At 45.1% G+C, this 15,189-nt stretch carries 16 protein-coding genes; 14 read left to right on the forward strand and 2 right to left on the reverse strand.

The genetic code is table 11. The features are described from left to right. The 7 genes from ACTRWI_RS20035 to purF form a co-directional block, all read left to right on the forward strand. A partial coding sequence (locus ACTRWI_RS20035; RefSeq protein WP_499133526.1) for a FimV C-terminal domain-containing protein occupies nucleotides 1-1,282 on the forward strand: 1,282 nt, incomplete at its 5' end. A 145-nt stretch (nucleotides 1,283-1,427) separates the two neighbouring features. Next, complete coding sequence (gene truA / locus ACTRWI_RS20040; RefSeq protein ID WP_408677640.1) at nucleotides 1,428-2,222, forward strand: tRNA pseudouridine(38-40) synthase TruA; 795 nt, start codon at nucleotides 1,428-1,430, stop codon at nucleotides 2,220-2,222. Between the two features lie 175 nt (nucleotides 2,223-2,397). Beyond that, a complete protein-coding gene (gene accD / locus ACTRWI_RS20045; protein ID WP_499133527.1) occupies nucleotides 2,398-3,324 on the forward strand; it encodes an acetyl-CoA carboxylase, carboxyltransferase subunit beta in 927 nt (308 codons plus the stop codon). A gap of 42 nt (nucleotides 3,325-3,366) precedes the next feature. Beyond that, nucleotides 3,367-4,632: a bifunctional tetrahydrofolate synthase/dihydrofolate synthase gene (gene folC / locus ACTRWI_RS20050; protein WP_499133528.1), complete on the forward strand. Its 1,266-nt coding sequence runs from the start codon at nucleotides 3,367-3,369 to the stop codon at nucleotides 4,630-4,632. Continuing rightward, complete coding sequence (locus ACTRWI_RS20055) at nucleotides 4,633-5,199, forward strand: SPOR domain-containing protein (protein WP_499133529.1); 567 nt, start codon at nucleotides 4,633-4,635, stop codon at nucleotides 5,197-5,199. 61 nt (nucleotides 5,200-5,260) lie between these two features. Then, nucleotides 5,261-5,752, forward strand: coding sequence for a CvpA family protein (locus ACTRWI_RS20060; protein WP_499133530.1), 492 nt, complete (start codon nucleotides 5,261-5,263; stop codon nucleotides 5,750-5,752). A 34-nt stretch (nucleotides 5,753-5,786) separates the two neighbouring features. After that, on the forward strand, nucleotides 5,787-7,301 hold the full coding sequence (gene purF, locus ACTRWI_RS20065) for an amidophosphoribosyltransferase (protein ID WP_499133531.1): 1,515 nt from the start codon (nucleotides 5,787-5,789) through the stop codon (nucleotides 7,299-7,301). Nucleotides 7,302-7,376: 75 nt separating this feature from the next. Here the strand turns inward: purF and ACTRWI_RS20070 are convergent, their stop codons facing one another. After that, the gene (locus tag ACTRWI_RS20070) at nucleotides 7,377-8,252 is read right to left on the reverse strand and encodes a LysR family transcriptional regulator (RefSeq protein ID WP_004740642.1); all 876 of its coding nucleotides are present in this window, start codon (nucleotides 8,250-8,252) and stop codon (nucleotides 7,377-7,379) included. A gap of 228 nt (nucleotides 8,253-8,480) precedes the next feature. On the opposite strand from ACTRWI_RS20070, the gene ACTRWI_RS20075 reads away from it, so the two are divergent. The 7 genes from ACTRWI_RS20075 (at nucleotide 8,481) to recR (ending at nucleotide 14,426) form a co-directional block, all read left to right on the forward strand. Then, complete coding sequence (locus ACTRWI_RS20075) at nucleotides 8,481-9,584, forward strand: response regulator (protein ID WP_499133533.1); 1,104 nt, start codon at nucleotides 8,481-8,483, stop codon at nucleotides 9,582-9,584. 149 nt (nucleotides 9,585-9,733) lie between these two features. After that, on the forward strand, nucleotides 9,734-9,871 hold the full coding sequence (locus ACTRWI_RS20080; RefSeq protein ID WP_499133534.1) for a hypothetical protein: 138 nt from the start codon (nucleotides 9,734-9,736) through the stop codon (nucleotides 9,869-9,871). A gap of 74 nt (nucleotides 9,872-9,945) precedes the next feature. Then, entirely contained in the window at nucleotides 9,946-10,317 is a 372-nt protein-coding gene (locus ACTRWI_RS20085) for a YbaN family protein (protein WP_128159826.1), read from the forward strand. Nucleotides 10,318-10,478: 161 nt separating this feature from the next. Next, nucleotides 10,479-11,024 carry an adenine phosphoribosyltransferase gene (gene apt / locus ACTRWI_RS20090; protein WP_499133535.1) on the forward strand — a complete coding sequence of 182 codons (546 nt, stop codon included), beginning with the start codon at nucleotides 10,479-10,481 and terminating at the stop codon, nucleotides 11,022-11,024. A 17-nt stretch (nucleotides 11,025-11,041) separates the two neighbouring features. Beyond that, the gene (gene dnaX, locus ACTRWI_RS20095) at nucleotides 11,042-13,273 is read left to right on the forward strand and encodes a DNA polymerase III subunit gamma/tau (RefSeq protein WP_499133537.1); all 2,232 of its coding nucleotides are present in this window, start codon (nucleotides 11,042-11,044) and stop codon (nucleotides 13,271-13,273) included. Between the two features lie 152 nt (nucleotides 13,274-13,425). Beyond that, nucleotides 13,426-13,755, forward strand: a complete 330-nt coding sequence (locus ACTRWI_RS20100; RefSeq protein ID WP_004740648.1) for a YbaB/EbfC family nucleoid-associated protein — start codon at nucleotides 13,426-13,428, stop codon at nucleotides 13,753-13,755. Nucleotides 13,756-13,826: 71 nt separating this feature from the next. After that, on the forward strand, nucleotides 13,827-14,426 hold the full coding sequence (gene recR / locus ACTRWI_RS20105) for a recombination mediator RecR (RefSeq protein ID WP_499133538.1): 600 nt from the start codon (nucleotides 13,827-13,829) through the stop codon (nucleotides 14,424-14,426). Nucleotides 14,427-14,547: 121 nt separating this feature from the next. Here recR and aqpZ read toward each other — a convergent pair whose 3' ends face one another. Further along, a complete protein-coding gene (aqpZ, locus tag ACTRWI_RS20110) occupies nucleotides 14,548-15,162 on the reverse strand; it encodes an aquaporin Z (protein ID WP_499133539.1) in 615 nt (204 codons plus the stop codon). Nucleotides 15,163-15,189: the final 27 nt, after the last annotated feature.

Raw genomic sequence — 15,189 nt, forward strand, 5'->3', positions numbered from 1 at the left:
TGAGCTTCCAGAATTTAATGAAGAAGATGCGTTGGTGGAAGCTGAGGCTGAAACTGCCATTGAACCGCAAGCTGAGTCTCAACCTGAAACAGCACTTCAGCCAGAAGTGGTAGAACAACAGAGCGAAGATGAATTCTCGTTTGATGATTTCGAGCTTCTAGAATTTAATGAAGAAGATGCACTAGCAGAGGCTGTAAGTGAGCCTGATGAAGCTCAGCTAGAGCAAGATTTATCGGATGGCAGCGAGAAGTTTGAATTCGATGATCTTGACCTGCCAGAATACGATGAAGAAAGTGCTAAAGCGGACTCTGTTTTAGATGATATTGAACAGAGCAGTGCGGAGCCGGTTGCGGAAGAGCAAGGCGTACAGTTTGACGAGTTCGATTTACCCGAATACGGTGAAGATGAAGCGATCTCTGATGCATTTTCAGAAAAGCCTACGCCATTAACTGCCTTTAGTCCGCAGGGAGAAGAGCAAGATGCACTGCATGACTTGTTCTCGAACCCACAAAGTTTTCCTGGTGCGGATGACTTCCCGGATGTCAATGAAGCAGATTTAGCCGGATTCCCAGAAGCTAACGAACCAACAAGCGCACCTTCAGTGCCTAGTGCCGAGGTAAACGAAGTTGAAGACGAGCCGTTAGAAGGCTTCGATAACTTTGATGAAACTAATTTGTCTGAATTGCTTTCAGAAGATGTTCAAGACACGGTCGACAACATGTTCGAGAAGCCATTAGATGCGACATCAATTGATAGTGCTGGGTTAGACATTGATGCAATGCTTGAAGTTGGCGGTGAAGATTGGAAAGGTTTTAATCTTGCGCCAGAACAGCAATCGAGCATGCAAGATGATGTGCCTGATGATCAGCAAGAGATTTGGGCGTCTGCAGAGCAGCAAGCTGAGCCTAAGATTAAAGAAGAGAATTGGGCGCAGCAAGATAACTTAACCGAATCATCGAATAGTCGTGATAAGCAGTACATGACCATTGATGAATTGATGGCTCAAGTTGAGCAAGAGGGTGAAGATGCCATTAACCCAGAAGAAGAAGAATTGAAGCTGGATGTTGGTCTGAATGAATTCCCTGACGTAATCGGTGATATTGGAAACTATGATGTTGATAGCAACGCTGAAGCTGCAGGTAAGCTTGACCTCGCAAAAATTTACATTGAAATGAGTGACTCTCAAGGCGCGATCAAATTATTGGAAGAGGCGATTGTAGACGGAAGCGACGATATTCGCCGAGAAGCCAAGAATCTTATCGATACGCTAAACGGACGATAAACTGGATGAGATGTAAAGGGTAGCATTGGCTACCCTTTATTTGTGGCGAGTCTTTCTTCTAATATTGTAGATTTAGTCCCATCCTATTTGGGATAGCACTCATTTCCGTATATACTTCTCGCCCATTTTCAAAGAGAACAAGAACATGAAAATTGCTTTAGGTATTGAATATAACGGTACCCACTACTTTGGTTGGCAGCGTCAACGAGACGTGAAAAGTGTCCAAGAAGAATTGGAAAAGGCTCTTTCGGTTGTCGCAAATCACCCTGTAGAAGTTCAATGTGCAGGACGAACGGATGCTGGTGTGCACGGTACGGGACAAGTTGTTCACTTTGAAACCAATGTCGACCGCAAAATGGTGGCATGGACAATGGGTGCAAATGCCAACATGCCTAAGGACATCGCTGTTCGTTGGGCAACAGAAGTAAATGAAGATTTTCATGCTCGCTTCTCTGCAACAGCGCGCCGTTACCGCTATATCATTTTTAACCATGCACTGCGCCCTGGAATCTTGGATTCAGGCGTGAGCCACTATCATGGTCATCTTGACGAGAAAAAGATGCATGAGGCTGGTCAGTATTTGCTTGGTGAAAATGATTTCACGTCGTTCAGAGCAACACATTGTCAATCTCATAGCCCGTGGCGAAATATGATTCACTTGAATGTGACTCGTCATGGTCATTACATCGTCATTGATATTAAAGCGAATGCATTTGTACATCACATGGTGAGAAACATTACGGGTAGCCTAATTGCTGTCGGTAAAGGTGAACAGAAGCCAGAGTGGATTAAGTGGTTGCTTGAAGCGAAAGACCGTAAGTTGGCTGGAGCGACCGCTAAAGCCGAAGGTCTCTATTTAGTAGACGTAGATTATCCAGAAGAATTTGGTCTTCCAAGAGAGCCAATTGGTCCTCTGTTTCTTCCAGATAATTTGAATTAAATGTGGGACTTAGGTTCAAAAAATATTGCGAGATCGTGCGTAAAATAGCGCAAGAAAATAGGTACAACCAGTTTTTTATCTACACTTGCTGTTTTATGTGCTTTAATCTCCACGCATAATTCCCAAATTTATTTCTTTCGCAATCAAGCGGAAGAATCGAAAGAAAAGGTCTTCCATGAGTTGGCTTGAAAAGATATTAGAAAAAAGCAACATCGTAACATCTCGTAAAGCGTCTATCCCTGAGGGTGTTTGGACTAAATGTACTTCTTGTGAGCAGGTGCTTTACCATGCTGAACTAGAGCGTAATCTAGAAGTATGTCCAAAATGTGACCATCACATGCGCATGAAAGCACGTCGCCGCCTAGAAACATTCCTAGACAAAGGTGAGCGTGTTGAACTTGGTACTGATCTTGAGCCGCAAGACAAACTGAAGTTCAAAGACTCTAAGCGTTATAAAGAGCGCATCTCTGCTGCTCAAAAGAACAGTGGTGAAACTGACGCACTTGTAGCAATGAAAGGTGAACTACTAGGTCTACCAATCGTAGCGTGTGCTTTTGAATTCTCATTCATGGGTGGTTCAATGGGCTCTGTGGTAGGTGCTCGTTTTGTTCGTGCTGTAGATGCTGCTATTGAAAACAACTGTGGCTTGGTTTGTTTCTCTGCAAGTGGTGGTGCGCGTATGCAAGAGGCACTAATGTCTCTAATGCAAATGGCAAAAACCAGTGCTGCACTTGAGCGTCTTTCTGCGAAAGGCCTGCCGTTCATTTCAGTAATGACTGATCCAACAATGGGCGGTGTTTCTGCAAGTTTGGCAATGCTTGGTGATATCAACATCGGTGAGCCAAAAGCACTTATCGGTTTTGCTGGTCGTCGTGTCATCGAGCAAACAGTTCGTGAAGACCTACCTGAAGGTTTCCAACGTAGTGAGTTCTTATTAGACCACGGTGCTATCGACATGATCGTTGACCGTCGTGAAATGCGTCAGCGCGTAGCTAGTCTAGTTGCAAAAATGACCAATCAGCCTTCACCATTAGTAGTTTCTGTGAACGATTCACCGAATGAAGCTGCTTATGAAGTACCAGAAGCGGCAGAAAAAGGGTAAAGTACCTTCTAACAAACCAACTTTATTATGGTTATGAGTTAGATGAGTCAACAACCTATTCCTCAAGCCACATCCTCTTTGGAGATGTGGCTTGATTATTTATCAAACATCCACACCAGTGCTATTGATCTTGGACTAGACCGAGTTCAGGCCGTCGCCTCTAAGGCAAATCTTACCAAACCTGCTAAACACGTTATTACTGTTGCCGGAACCAACGGCAAAGGCTCAACGTGTGCGCTAATGGAAGCCATTCTATTAGATGCGGGATACTCTGTTGGTGTCTACAGCTCTCCTCACTTAATTCGTTACAACGAACGCGTTCGTATCAACGGCCAAGATCTATCTGATCAAAAGATGGTTCAGTCTTTTGATTTTATCGAGAAAGAACGCGGTGAAATCAGCCTTAGTTTCTTCGAATACGGTACTTTGGCCGCGTTACGTGCTTTTCAAACGGAAGCGGTCGATGTTGTGTTGTTAGAAGTTGGTTTAGGTGGCCGCTTAGATGCAACCAACATTGTTGATCACGACGTTTCAGTGATTACGAGCTTGGCGGTAGACCACGTAGATTGGCTTGGTGATGACATCAATGTGATCGGTTTCGAGAAAGCGGGCATTTATCGTAGCGGTAAGCCAGCTATCTGTGGCCAACCTAAGCCGCCAGCGACGGTTGCTGCACATGCCGATGATATCAAAGCTGAGTTTTATCAGGTCGGTATTCAATATACCTATGCCGTTGATGGTGATACTTGGAACTGGCATAGCGGTGCATTCCAACTGGAATCGCTTCCTATCCCAACATTACCACTCCCGAACGCGGCAACCGCATTGATGGCACTAGGCACATCAGAATTAGATATTAGCGATGTGAACGTGGTTAATGGTTTGAAAAACGCTCAGCTTCCTGGGCGCATGCAACAAATTAGCGACCAGCCTGTGATTGTGCTTGATGTGGCTCATAACCCACATTCAGCAGAATACTTTGCACAGCAAGTTACTAAGAAATATGCGGGCAAGAACTTGCACGTTGTCGTCGCTATGCTTCATGACAAAGATATTCCAGCGACATTAGAAGTGTTAGCACCAATTGCAACACACTGGTACCCAGCATCTCTACAAGGACCACGTGCGGCAACGGCAGCAGAACTTTGTTTAAGCCTTCCTCAAGATGTTGAGCAGTATACAAACCCGGTTGCGGCGTTTGAGGCGGCGTTAGCATCAGTGAAAGGTGGAGACGATGTTGTGTTGGTGGTCGGTTCTTTCCATACAGTAGGGGAAGTGTTGGAGCATTGGCAGAAAAAAGGAAACTAGATGGCAAGTAAATTTCAGAGCCGCTTAGTCGGTACCATCATTTTAGTGGCCATTGGCGTGATTGTATTGCCAGATGTGCTCGATGGTAAAAAGCTTCACTATAAAGAAGAGTTTGCAAGCATTCCTATAAAGCCTGAACTTGATAGCAATGTAGAAGTGTTTGAGGTGCTTGACCCAGTGGAAGATCAGATTGCACTGCCGGACTCTCCGGTAGAGCGAGTGGTTGAAAGTGGTGGTTCATCAGAAACCCAAACAGCATCGGCTTCTGAAAAAGAAGCGGATAAAGTGGCGGTTGTGGTTAAGCCAGTACCTGAAAAAAATGAGTACCAAGACAGTGCTTGGATCATTCAATTGATGGCTTTGAAGAATGCTGACAATGCGAAAAGTGTGGTGAGGGATTTGCAAAAGCGTGGTTATCAGGCTCACACCAAGCAAGAAAAAACTTTTACGCGAGTAATTATTGGCCCAGATGTATCTAAATCCAAACTTGAGCGACAAATTAAGGAATTAGAAAAAATTACGGGTTCAAAAGGCCAGTTGCTCAAATTTAAACCGCTAAATCCATAAGAAAACGTTTGCGTCGGCATTTTTTCTGTTAAAATGCGCGCCAACTTAAGATGAAGAATTCATGAATTGGTTAGATATTGTCATTTTAGGCGTGATCGGCTTCTCTGCCGTGATCAGTTTAGTTCGTGGTTTCGCTAAAGAAGCGTTGTCACTCGTTATTTGGTTTGGAGCTTTTTTTATTGCTAGCCAGTACTACGCAAAATTAGCGGTGTACTTCACCAATATCGAAGATGAGATGTTTCGAAACGGAACGGCGATAGCAGCATTGTTTGTTGCAACGTTAGTTGTCGGTGCTTTAGTTAACTATGTTATCGGTCAGCTAGTTCAGAAAACAGGCCTGTCAGGTACAGACAGAATCCTCGGTGTCGTCTTTGGTGGCTTACGTGGTGTTTTGATTGTTTCTGCAGTGTTGTTTTTCATGGATGCGTTTACTGCATTCCCAAGTTCTGAGTGGTGGAAGAATTCGCAGTTGGTTCCGGAATTTAGTCGAATCATTGCGCCGTTCTTCGAGCATTTACAAGCAACATCTAGTTTCTTATCTGGCGCGCTGTAGCGCCAGTTAATGTCGAAAAATCGAGGATTAGGACATGTGTGGTATTGTTGGAATCGTGGGTTCAACACCTGTAAACCAGTCTATTTATGACGCTTTAACGGTATTGCAGCATCGTGGCCAAGATGCCGCTGGTATTTGTACTATAGAAAGCAATCGTTTCCGTCTGCGTAAGGCGAACGGTTTAGTAAAAGATGTTTTTGAAGCAAAACACATGCAACGCCTCCAAGGTAATGTTGGTATTGGCCATGTTCGTTACCCGACAGCAGGTAGCTCAAGTGCGTCGGAAGCTCAGCCTTTCTACGTAAACTCGCCTTTTGGCATCACGTTGGCTCACAACGGTAACCTAACGAACGCAAATGAAGTTCGCGAAAAGTTATTCGAAAAAGACCGTCGTCATGTGAACACTACTTCTGATTCAGAAGTGCTATTAAACGTATTGGCTCATGAGATCGATACGGTTAAAGGTAACGTGACTTCAGATGATGTTTTCCGTGCTGTATCAAACGTTCACCGCACAATTCGTGGTGCTTACGCAGTAACGGCTATGATCATCGGCCACGGTATGATCGCATTCCGCGACCCACACGGTATTCGTCCACTGTGTCTAGGCAAGCGTGAATTTGGAGGCAAAACGGAATACATGGTGGCGTCTGAATCGGTAGCACTGGATGCTGTTGGTTTCGATTTCATGCGTGATGTGGCGCCTGGTGAAGCTATCTACGTAACATTCGACGGTGAGCTTTTCACTAAGCAATGTGCAGACAACCCGCAGCTCAACCCATGTATCTTTGAGTTTGTTTATTTTGCACGCCCTGATTCATTCATCGATAAAATCTCAGTGTACAGCGCACGTGTTGAGATGGGTGAATTACTAGGTAAGCGCATTAAAGAAGAGTACTCAGACTTAGACATTGATGTGGTTATCCCAATCCCAGAAACATCTAACGACATTGCATTGCGTATCGCTCAAGCTATCGACAAGCCGTACCGCCAAGGTTTCGTTAAAAACCGTTACGTAGGTCGTACGTTTATCATGCCTGGGCAGCAACAGCGTAAGAAGTCGGTTCGCCGTAAACTTAATGCGATTCGTTCTGAGTTTAAAGGTAAGAACGTTCTACTGGTTGATGACTCTATCGTTCGCGGTACGACTTCAGAGCAGATCATTGAGATGGCTCGCGACTCTGGTGCAAACAAAGTGTTCATGGTGTCAGCGGCTCCTGAGGTTCGCTTCCCTAACGTTTACGGTATCGATATGCCGAGCGCGACAGAGCTGATTGCTCACGGTCGTGACAATGAAACGATTTGTAAGCAGATTGGTGCAGACGCTCTGATCTTCCAAACGCTACCAGACTTGATTTCAGCGGTAGGTATGGGCAACCAAGACATCGCACGTTTCGATACTTCAGTGTTTAATGGCCAGTATGTAACAGGTGATATCGACCAAGCATACCTAGATTTCTTAGACTCTCTACGTAATGATGACTCTAAGATTCAGCGTGAGATCCAACAAGATTTAGCGAACTTAGAGTTACACAACGAAGGCGCTTAGTTTTCTTTAGTGACCAGAATATGAAAAAACCAGAGCATCGGCTCTGGTTTTTTGTTTTTGAAGCAGGGGATTAACCTAGTGAATGTGGTACGCGATCACAAAGTCAATAAACAATCTAACTTTCTCTGGTAGATGGTCTTTGTGGTTATAAAGCATGTAGATGTCACGCGGGTTAGCGCTCCAGTCTTCCAATACTTGAACTAAGCTGCCATCTTCGATGTATTCGCGAATCATCACGTCTGGCATCAGTGTGATACCTAGACCTTCAGAGCAAGCTTGTCTTACAACATTAAGTGCGTTTGCGTTGAAGCGGCCTTTTTCACTGTTAACCACAGTCTCATCATTCGAGTTACTTAGCTGCCATTTAATCAGTGGGTAGCCTTTAAGCAATGAATGGTTCGCCAGTTCTTCAGCATGGCTCGGTGCAGGGTTCTTCGCTAAGTACTCAGGGCTCGCGATAAGAATATCTTTTACTTCACTGATTTTTCGAGCGATGAGGCTTGAGTCGCGTTGAGGACCCACTCTGAAAATCACGTCCCACTCTGTAGGGTCGAGTTGATCAGCTTGGTTGTTCATCATCAACTCAATATTGATATCTGGGTATTGAGTCATGAAATCGCTGAACATCGGCATCATCATGCGCTTAGTCAGGTTAGAGGGCGCCGTAATGCGGATCTTACCGGAAGCACCTTTACAAACATCCGTCAGTTCTTCGGCGGTCGAAGAAAGACGTTGTAGCAGTGGAGAGCATTCATTGAAGAAACGTTCGCCAGCCTCTGTCAAGGAGAGTTTACGCGCGTGTCTATTGAGAAGCCTCAGGTTTAGCGAGTCTTCTAGAGCTTGGATGCGTCGTGTGATGGTCGCAACCGGAATCATAGTCTTGCGCGATGTTGCGGTGTAGCTCCCATTTTCAACGACGAGTCGAAAGAGGTTTAAATCATCTAATTTCATAAATCCAGACACATTTGTTTACAATCTCTTCTAATTTATACGTAACATTGAGATCAATGTTTGCGGCATGTCAACTTGTTGCACTATTTACAAGTATTCCAAGCCTTGTCACAAATTACCAGTAAAGAGTGAACATTTGTGTATTTAGCATTTTATTACTAAGTTTTATATTAGTTCTTTAAACAGATAACAATAATAATTCGACTTAGTTTTGTGAGGTTAGAAATTATGTACAAAACTTACAGTCAGCCAGTAATGACCTCGGCACAGGAAGTGATGAACCAGAAATGCGTAATGTTGGTTGATGATGATCCTATTTTTCGCCGTATAACCGGTGCTTACCTTGAGAAGGTTGGTTATAAAGTGGTTGAGGCTGAAAACGGACTGGACGCTTTGCAGAAGCTTAGAGATGCAGCGCCAGATTTAATTGTGTGTGACTTATCAATGCCGATCCTGGACGGCATCGAGCTTGTAGAAGAGCTCAGTTTAGAGTATCCATCACTGCCTATGATTGTGGTGTCTGCGACAGATGACATGTCTGATGTAGCAAAAGCACTGCGATTTGGTATTAAAGACTTTTTAGCGAAGCCATTAGAAGACCATGGCTATCTAAGCAGTGCGATTGCAAACACATTAACAGATTCGTTCGATAACCTTTCAGATCAACGAGATTTCTCAAGCCAGTGGTTTTGTGTGGATGATGGGGGAGAGATCCCGGAAGACCAAGAATTACATTGGCACCTGAACTACTTGCAGGACAACCCAAGCGCAGCAAGAGATTTGTTGCACGCGTTGTTACCGGACAAAGACACAAGACAAGGCTCATGGCGTTGCAGCTACCGTTTGTTGCAATCAACGGAGATGATGCCACTTGTATTTGATTATGCGTGGACGATGAATGGGCAGTTTGCTTTCTACCTTGTCGATTCAGCGTCTTCTGAAAATGGCGGCTCTGCAACTACCTTGTTAGTAAGAGCTTTGTTCCACGATTACTTAAGAAACAGAAAAGATTTTAGTGCTGACCTCAAAGATATCGCTGAAATTTTGGAGAAAGGGATTCGTTGCTCGGCATGCTCAACACCTGTCAACGCGCTGTTTGGTGTTGCTAACCTCGCAGAGGGCACTATCTCAATTTTGCCTGCGGGTCTGGATGGGCGTTGGTCAAATGGTGAAATGAATCAACATATTGCAGCAGGTGAACGTTTAGGCGATAACTGTAAAAAGAACTTTATCACCAGAGATTTACCAATCGAGCAGGGCTGTCAGCTGTCGTTGAGCCTACTTGGAGCGGCGAGTTTCAGCTTGGATATACATCAAGGGACAACCGATTAACCCTATATTCCCTCGGTTTTTGTAAATAATTGATTAAGGTATAGTTGCGCAAATGGTGTGGCTATGCCTTTTTTGCTAAATGTCGATTTAGCAAAGAGGGTTTGGTCCGCCACTGGACTTACCTTTACTAACAAAAACAAGAAGCAATCATGGCAGATACTCAAGACTTTAAAGACCCGTTTAATGTATTCTATTTTTTAGGCTTTTTAGCCGCATTTTTAATGATTCCACTACTACCAGCAACACTAACGTTGATTCGTGTATTTAATGGCTACGCAACATTTTAGTTAAGCTGTCGTCGCCAAATGGTGATAGCGAACTCAAGGAGGCCACAATTAGCGTTCGAGTTTTAAGCCTGAATATTGCTGGTGGCCTTTGTATCTTTCTCGCAGTCCTAGGGATTGTATTACCCGTACTGCCAACCACTCCATTCCTTCTTCTTGCTAGTGCATGTTTCATGCGAAGCAATCCTAAAGTTCACAAATGGATGCATGAGCACAAAACGCTCGGCCCTCTATTAGAAAACTGGTATCAACACGGCGCTGTCACTAAGCAAGTTAAAACGCGTGGTGTATTCTTTATCTTGCTGAGCTTTGCGTTATCTATCTACTTTGCTCCACTTATTTGGGTCAAGGTTTTCCTAATTTGTGTACTTGTTATTCTTCTCACATGGTTTATGCGACTTCCAACCCATGAGTTGGTTGCTGATAGCAAAGAAAATCACTACCATTAAGCCAGTGTGCCTGCTTGTATAGTGGGCGTTTATTATTTCAGCAACCAGAGTTATGATTCTCGTTGCAATGAATACCAATCGTACCTTTCCTTAATTTCAAGCGTTGATGTTTGATTCGTTAACCAGAGTTTGGAAAGCGGCCTAATGAAGTGCATAAGATTATGAACACAGAAAAGATCTCTCTGATCAAAGCAAGCATCAAAAGCATTCCGGATTACCCTAAAGCGGGTATTTTGTTCCGTGACGTAACAAGCTTGATGGAAGACCCTGTAGCTTACAAAGCGACTATCGAGTTGTTAGCGGAAACATACAAGGACATGGGCTTTACTAAGATCGTTGGAACTGAAGCTCGTGGTTTCCTATTCGGTGCGCCTTTGGCACTAGAACTAGGTGTTGGCTTCATTCCTGTGCGTAAGCCGGGCAAACTGCCTCGTGAAACTGTGGCACAATCTTATGAGCTTGAGTACGGCACAGACACGCTAGAAATTCATACTGATGCTATCGTTGAAGGCGACAAAGTGCTGATGGTTGATGACCTACTAGCAACTGGCGGTACGATTGAAGCGACAACCAAGCTGATTCGTCAGCTTGGTGGTGTGGTAGAGCACGCTGCATTTGTAATTAACCTTCCAGAAATCGGTGGTGACAAGCGCTTAGAAGGCTTAGGTCTAGAAGTGTTTAGCATCTGCGAATTCGACGGCCACTAATCCTTTCGGAATTATTCATGAGCTATCTTGCGTTAGCGCGAAAATGGCGACCAACCAAATTCAAAGAAGTGGTTGGTCAAGCCCATGTTTTAACAGCATTAGAGAATGCCCTTAGCCAAAATAGGTTGCATCACGCGTACTTATTTAGCGGAACACGCGGTGTCGGTAAAACGACCATCGGTCGCTTATTCGCTAAGGGACTTAACTGTGAAACAGGCATTACTTCAACCCCATGTGGTGAATGTGCAACTTGTAAAGAGATCGATGAAGGTCGCTTTGTTGACCTGCTAGAGATCGATGCGGCATCACGTACCAAGGTAGAAGATACCCGTGAGCTTCTGGACAATGTTCAGTACAAGCCTGCGCGTGGTCGCTTTAAGGTTTACCTTATCGATGAAGTACACATGCTTTCTAGGCACAGTTTCAACGCGCTTCTAAAGACGTTAGAAGAGCCGCCTGAGTATGTGAAATTCTTGCTCGCAACGACTGATCCACAAAAACTGCCAGTGACTATCTTGTCGCGTTGTCTGCAGTTCCATCTGAAACCGATCAGCGTTGATAATATCCACGAGCAGCTTGATCATATTCTTGAACAAGAGAAGGTAACCTCTGAGTCTCGTGCTCTTGGAATGATTGCTCATGCTGCCGACGGTAGTATGCGTGATGCATTGAGCCTGACAGACCAAGCTATCGCATTAGGCAACGGCAATGTCGTGACTGATACGGTTGCTCACATGCTTGGCACATTGGATACTGATCAAGCGATCCATCTACTTGAGGCTATTAGCAGTAAGCAGCCTCAAGAGGCGATGGCTTGTATCCAAAACCTTGCTGAGAATGGCGTAGAGTGGGATGGCTTGTTGAATCAGCTTGCTGCTCAACTTCATCGTCTCGCCATGTATCAAGCGTTGCCGTCTACCTTAGACAAAGCTCAGCCTGACGCAGAGAAGCTTGAACTACTTAGCAAAGTGTTAAGCCCACAAGATATTCAGCTTTATTACCAGATAGTGCTAAAAGGTCGTGAAGACTTACCGTTATCGCCAACCGCACGTGTTGGTATTGAGATGGTGGTTTTACGTATGTTGGCATTTAGGCCTGCGGAGCAAAATGTCGCAACGGCTATCTCTACTCAGTCGACAAGCCCTGTCGCTGCACCGGTTCAGAGTCAAGTTCAGTCGGTTAGTCAACCAGCGCCAACGGCCGCTCCGAGGCAGCCGCAGCAGGCTCCTCAAGCGATGCAGCAGCAACCTGTACACCAAGCTCCGCAGCAAAGTCCGGCTCAGCATCCAAATTCGCAAGGCTACTCTGAGCATTCTGGTCATCAAGGTTATCCAGAACAGGATTACCCGCAAAGCCAGTACGATACGCCGCCAGCTTATGACGAACGTTCAAGCTACGGTTCAGAGCAGTCGATGAGTCCTATGATTCAACAAGCACAGCCTCAGCAGCAAGCGAGCTATCAGAATCAAGCTCCGACTCAGCCACAAAATGTTGCACCGTCTGCGCCTGAAGGGCAACCTGCTCGTCCGGCATCACCTGTCAGTGGTTTACGCCATCAATTACGCTCTCAGCGTAGAGGTAACGCAGCACAGGACAGCAAAGGTTCAGCGCCAAAAAAAGCTAAAGCGGCACCAGCTAAAACTTCAGTTCTTGAACGAGTTGCTCAGCAACACGGTAGTTCTGAGCGGGTGTCGCCAGCTTCTTCACCAACCTCTCCGACAGAAAATGTTACCAATGATAATGAACCTTATCGTTGGAAACCGTCTAAACCTGTTGTAAAAGAGGCGAGCAAAGAGCTTACACCTACTCAGATCAAGCGAGCGCTAGAGCACGTCAAAACGCCAGAAATGGTAGAAAAGTTGCTTAACGAGTCGATTGCTCAAGATGAGTGGTCTGCCACGATTCAAAAGCTAGAGACAGCTAAGCTTGTTGAACAGTTAGCTTTGAACTCTGTATTTACTAAGAATGATACATCGATAACGCTAACCTTGAGATCGAGCCAAGCTCACTTGAATACGGACCGAGCGCAGAGCGAACTGTTACAGTCTCTCAATACGGTACTCGGAGAAGAGTGTCACTTGAGCGTCGAAATAGGCGATGGTGGTGAAACACCATTAGAATTACGAGAAAGGCTGTACCAAGGTAAGTTGAAAGACGCGTTTACCAGTTTGGAAAACGATGCCAACGTACAGTTTATCGAAAGACGCTTCGCTGCAGAGCTCGACAGAGATAGTGTTCGACCTATCTAACGTTAATTTTGATTTAGTGGTGGGCGTATCATCTTAGATACGTCGATCGAAGAACTGAACACCGAGGGGTTGAATCACACTGCTTTAACCTCCATTTAAGCGTTTATAGCTTAATAAATTTTAATAAACCAATTAGACCAGAGAGTATTAACATGTTTGGTAAAGGCGGTATGGGCAACATGATGAAGCAAGCCCAGCAAATGCAAGAGCGCATGCAAAAGCTTCAAGAAGAAATCGCAAATATGGAAGTAACAGGTGAATCTGGTGCTGGCCTTGTAAAAGTAACAATCACTGGTAGCCACAGCGTTCGCCGTGTTGATATCGATGAAAGCCTAATGGAAGACGATAAAGAGATGCTTGAAGATCTTATCGCTGCTGCTTTCAACGATGCGGCTCGTCGTGTTGAAGAAACTCAAAAAGAAAAAATGGCTAGTATCACTGGCGGAATGCAACTTCCACCAGGCATGAAGATGCCTTTCTAAGCGACTTATATCTAAGGGTTCGTTCTTGCCTTGCTGAGCGAGCCGTTATTTGAAAATTAGAACGGTTAAATATGCGTACCAGTCATATGCTGGAGCATTTGATGGAGGCCTTACGTTGTCTACCTGGGGTTGGCCCCAAGTCGGCTCAGCGTATGGCCTTTCATTTGTTACAGCGCGATAGAAAAGGCGGCCTTCAGTTGGCTGATGCTCTTAGCCAAGCAATGACAGAAATTGGCCATTGCAATGAGTGCCGTACTTTTACCGAAGAAGATACCTGTCACATTTGTACCAACCCTAAACGTCAGGGAAATGGTCAAATCTGTGTAGTAGAAAGCCCAGCTGATATTGCAGCTATCGAAGCAACTGGCCAATACTCTGGTCGTTACTTTGTGCTTATGGGGCACCTTTCACCACTTGATGGTATTGGTCCAAGTGACATCGGCCTCGATGTTTTGGACTACCGCCTACGTCGTGGTGATATCTCTGAAGTAATCCTAGCGACTAACCCGACTGTTGAAGGGGAAGCGACAGCGCATTACATTGCTGAACTGTGTAATGCCCATGAAGTGAACGCTAGCCGAATCGCTCATGGTGTTCCCGTTGGTGGTGAGCTAGAGCTGGTGGATGGCACCACGCTTTCACACTCATTACTTGGTCGTCATAAGATCTAAAAAAGCCGCTTGGTGAATCATCATTAAGCGGCTTTTTCTTTTATTACTTAAAGCTTATTTTATCCAACTCTTCTCAGAGCTTAGTACGAGCCCCGAACGGCTTTGTATATCACCGTACCGATCACCGACCAATAATTGGAGCAATCCAGAATAGCCATAGCTGAGAAACGGCCCTGTCACCAACAAATACCGTTACACCGATACTCCGGGCTGGGTTCACAGAGGTATTGATTACTGGAATACTTATAAGATGAATCAAGGTTAAACAGAGACCAATCGCGATGGGTGCAAATCCCGCGGGTGCATTAGAATCGGCCGCTCCCATGATCACGAATAGGAATACCATGGTCATCACCACCTCACAGGCCAGTGCTGCGGTTAGTGAGTAACCACCGGGAGAGTGCTCTCCAAAGCCATTAGACGAGAAACCTGACGAAACAGCATCAAAGCCAGCTTGGCCGGAGGCAATCACAAATAATAAGCCGCCAGCAAAAATGCCGCCGAGTACTTGAGTAATGATGTAAGGGACAACATCTTTGGCATCAAAACGCCCACCCGTCCAAAGGCCTATAGTGACAGCTGGGTTGAGGTTGCAACCGGATATATGCCCAATAGCGAAAGCCATGGTGAGTACGGTTAAACCAAAGGCAAAAGAGACCCCAAGCAGGCCAATACCTACATCGGGAAAAGCGGCGGCTAAGACGGCACTACCACAACCAACCAAAACGTACCAAATATTTCTGCTATATACCTGTTCATAACC

The sequence above is a fragment of the Pseudoalteromonas sp. G5_S1_14_S5 genome (genome assembly GCF_054968605.1).

Excerpts from the sequence above, each read along its gene's own strand:
- recR (WP_499133538.1), top strand. The coding sequence starts at position 13,827 with ATGCGTACCAGTCATATGCTGGAGCATTTGATGGAGGCCTTACGTTGT.
- folC (WP_499133528.1), top strand. The coding sequence starts at position 3,367 with ATGAGTCAACAACCTATTCCTCAAGCCACATCCTCTTTGGAGATGTGG.
- purF (WP_499133531.1), top strand. The coding sequence starts at position 5,787 with ATGTGTGGTATTGTTGGAATCGTGGGTTCAACACCTGTAAACCAGTCT.
- apt (WP_499133535.1), top strand. The coding sequence starts at position 10,479 with ATGAACACAGAAAAGATCTCTCTGATCAAAGCAAGCATCAAAAGCATT.
- ACTRWI_RS20075 (WP_499133533.1), top strand. The coding sequence starts at position 8,481 with ATGTACAAAACTTACAGTCAGCCAGTAATGACCTCGGCACAGGAAGTG.
- ACTRWI_RS20070 (WP_004740642.1), bottom strand. The coding sequence starts at position 8,252 with ATGAAATTAGATGATTTAAACCTCTTTCGACTCGTCGTTGAAAATGGG.
- ACTRWI_RS20060 (WP_499133530.1), top strand. The coding sequence starts at position 5,261 with ATGAATTGGTTAGATATTGTCATTTTAGGCGTGATCGGCTTCTCTGCC.
- truA (WP_408677640.1), top strand. The coding sequence starts at position 1,428 with ATGAAAATTGCTTTAGGTATTGAATATAACGGTACCCACTACTTTGGT.
- dnaX (WP_499133537.1), top strand. The coding sequence starts at position 11,042 with ATGAGCTATCTTGCGTTAGCGCGAAAATGGCGACCAACCAAATTCAAA.
- ACTRWI_RS20080 (WP_499133534.1), top strand. The coding sequence starts at position 9,734 with ATGGCAGATACTCAAGACTTTAAAGACCCGTTTAATGTATTCTATTTT.
- ACTRWI_RS20055 (WP_499133529.1), top strand. The coding sequence starts at position 4,633 with ATGGCAAGTAAATTTCAGAGCCGCTTAGTCGGTACCATCATTTTAGTG.
- ACTRWI_RS20100 (WP_004740648.1), top strand. The coding sequence starts at position 13,426 with ATGTTTGGTAAAGGCGGTATGGGCAACATGATGAAGCAAGCCCAGCAA.
- accD (WP_499133527.1), top strand. The coding sequence starts at position 2,398 with ATGAGTTGGCTTGAAAAGATATTAGAAAAAAGCAACATCGTAACATCT.